Source organism: Streptomyces sp. OfavH-34-F, from assembly GCF_022347745.1.
Taxonomy (GTDB): domain Bacteria; phylum Actinomycetota; class Actinomycetes; order Streptomycetales; family Streptomycetaceae; genus Streptomyces.
Window position 1 is genome coordinate 1 of record NZ_JAKRGC010000532.1, and the last position, 2,545, is coordinate 2,545.

Genomic DNA, 2,545 nt, shown 5'->3' on the forward strand with positions numbered 1-2,545 from the left:
GGCGCCGTCCCCGCTGCCGAAGCGCGCCGTCAGCAGCGCGTCGCGGCGCGGCTCGCCCCGGAACCGGGCGGAGTCCCCGCGCACGGACGCGGCGCGCAGCGTGTAGCCCCCGTACGTGGCCCCGTCGAGCACGGTGTCCGGGACGACCCGGTCCAGCTCGTACGGATCGGTCGCGGGCAACGCGGTGGGCTCGGCGTCGTAGGTGGGCGGACGGTCCCCCACATGGGCGACGGCGCCCCGCCGCGCGAGACCCTGCGCCTCGTCGTCGGCGGCGACCCGGGGATCGGGCACGGGTGCGACCGGCTCGGGTTCGGGAGCGGGCACGGGCCCCGGAAACGTACGCGGGCGCGAGGGGCCCGCGAGCGGCTCCCACGGAGCGCGGACCGGAAGCCCGGGCACGGGTTCTGCGGCGCGGGATACGGGCTCCGGGTCCGGCGGCACCGGGTCCGGGTCCGGCGGCGACTCCGGCGCCGGGGCCGGTTCCGGCCGCACCGGCGGCAACTCCGGCTCCGGGTCTGGGTCCGAAAAGGCGGGCTCCGGCCGGGCCTCCGGTGCCTCCGTCGTGCCGTACGCCCGGTCCGGGCCGGAGGCCACCGTGCCGGAGGCCGAGTCGAAGCGGTCGTCGAGACTGTCGGCCGCCTGGCTCGCCCCCGCGTCCGGAGCGGATTCGTCGTACAGCTTGCGCCACCAGTCGTCCTCGTGGGCCACCGGCCTCTCCCCCTGCTGACTCATGCCCTTATTGTCGACCGCCGGGGCCGCACGAAAACGGGCATCGGGAAAATGGGCCGGTCGCACGCCCCGGTGACGCACTGCTTCGAGAGGGGTCGGGGATGCTGGGAGCGATAGGTCTCGACGAGAGGCAGGAGTCGGCGTACCGCGCCCTCGTGGCGCTGGGGGCCGCCGAGCTGTCCGACCTGTCGCACCGGCTGGCCCTCCCCGAACGGGACACCGAGCGCACCCTGCGCCGGCTGGAGCAGCACGGGCTGGCCGCCCAGTCCTCCGCCCGCACCGGCCGCTGGGTCGCGGCGCCGCCCGGCGTGGCGCTGGGGGCGCTGCTCACCCAGCGGCGCCATCAGCTGGAACAGGCCGAGCTGGCGGCGGTCCTGCTCGCCGAGGAGTACCGGGCGGACGCGGCCGAACCGGCCGTCCACGACCTGGTCGAGGTGGTGACGGGGGCGAGCGCCGTGGCGCACCGGTTCCACCAGCTCCAGCTCGGGGCGACGAGCGAGGTGTGCGCCCTGGTCACCGGGAAGCCGATGGCGGTCAGGGGGATGGACAACGCGTCGGAGGAGGAGGCCGCGACGCGCGGGGTGTCGTTCCGGGTGGTGATCGAGCGCGAGGTGCTGGGTCTGGAGTCCGGCATCCTGGAGCTGTCCGCGGCGCTCAGCCGCAACGAGCGGTGCCGGGTGGTGCCCCGGGTGCCAACGAAGCTGGTGATCGCGGACGGGGCGCTGGCGATGGTCCCGCTGACCGGGCGGGGCGCGGAGCCCGCCGCGCTGGTGGTGCACGCCTCGGGGCTGCTGGAGTCGCTGACGGGGCTGTTCGAGGCGGTGTGGCGCGAGGCGATGCCGTTGCGGCTCGGGGAGAGCGGCGCGGTCGTGGAGGAGCCGGGCGGCCCGGACCCGATGGACCTGGAGATCCTGTCGCTGCTGCTGGCGGGTCTGACGGACGCGAGCGTGGCCAAGCAGCTGGACCTGGGGCTGCGGACCGTGCAGCGCAGGGTCAAGGGCCTGATGGAGCTGACCGGCGTCTCGACCCGGCTCCAGCTCGGCTGGCACGCCTACGAACAGGGCTGGGTGACCCGCTAGGGCCTGGTGTGGACGGGCGGGAGTCGGCGGACTCCGGCACGCTGGTCAGATGAGTGTGTGGCAGCTCGTCGCCGTCGGTCTGGTGATGCTGCTCGGCCTGGTCGGGGTGCTGGTGCCGGGTGTGCCGGGGCAGGCGATCGTCTGGGCGGCCGTGCTGTGGTGGGCGCTCACCGACATGACGCCGCTCGCCTGGGGCATCCTGATCGGCGCCACGGCGCTGCTGCTGCTGAACCAGGCGCTGAAGGCGCTGCTGCCGCCGCGCCGGCCGCGCGAGTCGGGCGCGCCGCGCCGGACGCTGCTGCTGGGCGGCCTCGGCGCGATCGCCGGCTTCTTCGTCGTGCCCGTGGTGGGGGCCGTCGCCGGGTACGTCGGGGTGATCTACGGGGCGGAGCGGCTGCGGCTCGGCAGCCGGGGCGCGGGCTGGGCCTCGGTGCGCTCGGTGATGCGGGCGACGGGCTACTCGGTGCTGGCCGAGTTGTTCGCCTGCCTGCTGGTGGCGGGCGCCTGGCTGGGCGCGCTGGTCTGGGGGTGAGAGCTCCCTCGACGGTCTACCCGGCCGCCGGACGCGCCCGGCGCACCCCGTACGAGCGCCAGGGGCGCCAGCGCGAGGCGCCCCGCAGCCCGTACGGGTCGACGTCGGGGTCGCCGAGGCCGCGCATGCGGATCAGGGCGGCGGTGGCGGAGCCGATGCCGGGCAGCCGGAGCAGCGCCCGCTCGGCCTCGTCCCGGTCGGCGCC

The 2,545-nt window shown here is 76.1% G+C and carries 2 protein-coding genes and 2 pseudogenes; 2 read left to right on the forward strand and 2 right to left on the reverse strand.

The window, feature by feature from the left end:
* Positions 1 to 732 (reverse strand): annotated as a pseudogene (locus MHW47_RS34455) (hypothetical protein); the annotation flags it as partial.
* A 98-nt stretch (positions 733 to 830) separates the two neighbouring features.
* Between MHW47_RS34455 and MHW47_RS34460 the strand changes: the two are divergent.
* Entirely contained in the window at positions 831 to 1,808 is a 978-nt protein-coding gene (locus tag MHW47_RS34460) for a helix-turn-helix domain-containing protein (protein WP_239227771.1), read from the forward strand.
* Positions 1,809 to 1,857: 49 nt separating this feature from the next.
* Entirely contained in the window at positions 1,858 to 2,340 is a 483-nt protein-coding gene (locus tag MHW47_RS34465) for a DUF456 domain-containing protein (protein ID WP_239227772.1), read from the forward strand.
* Between the two features lie 16 nt (positions 2,341 to 2,356).
* Here MHW47_RS34465 and MHW47_RS34470 read toward each other — a convergent pair.
* Positions 2,357 to 2,545, reverse strand: a pseudogene (locus MHW47_RS34470) (DNA-3-methyladenine glycosylase 2 family protein); the annotation flags it as partial.

What these genes read in the sequence shown, in the direction of transcription:
- MHW47_RS34465 (WP_239227772.1), top strand. Translation starts at nt 1,858, where the DNA reads ATGAGTGTGTGGCAGCTCGTCGCCGTCGGTCTGGTGATGCTGCTCGGC.
- MHW47_RS34460 (WP_239227771.1), top strand. Translation starts at nt 831, where the DNA reads ATGCTGGGAGCGATAGGTCTCGACGAGAGGCAGGAGTCGGCGTACCGC.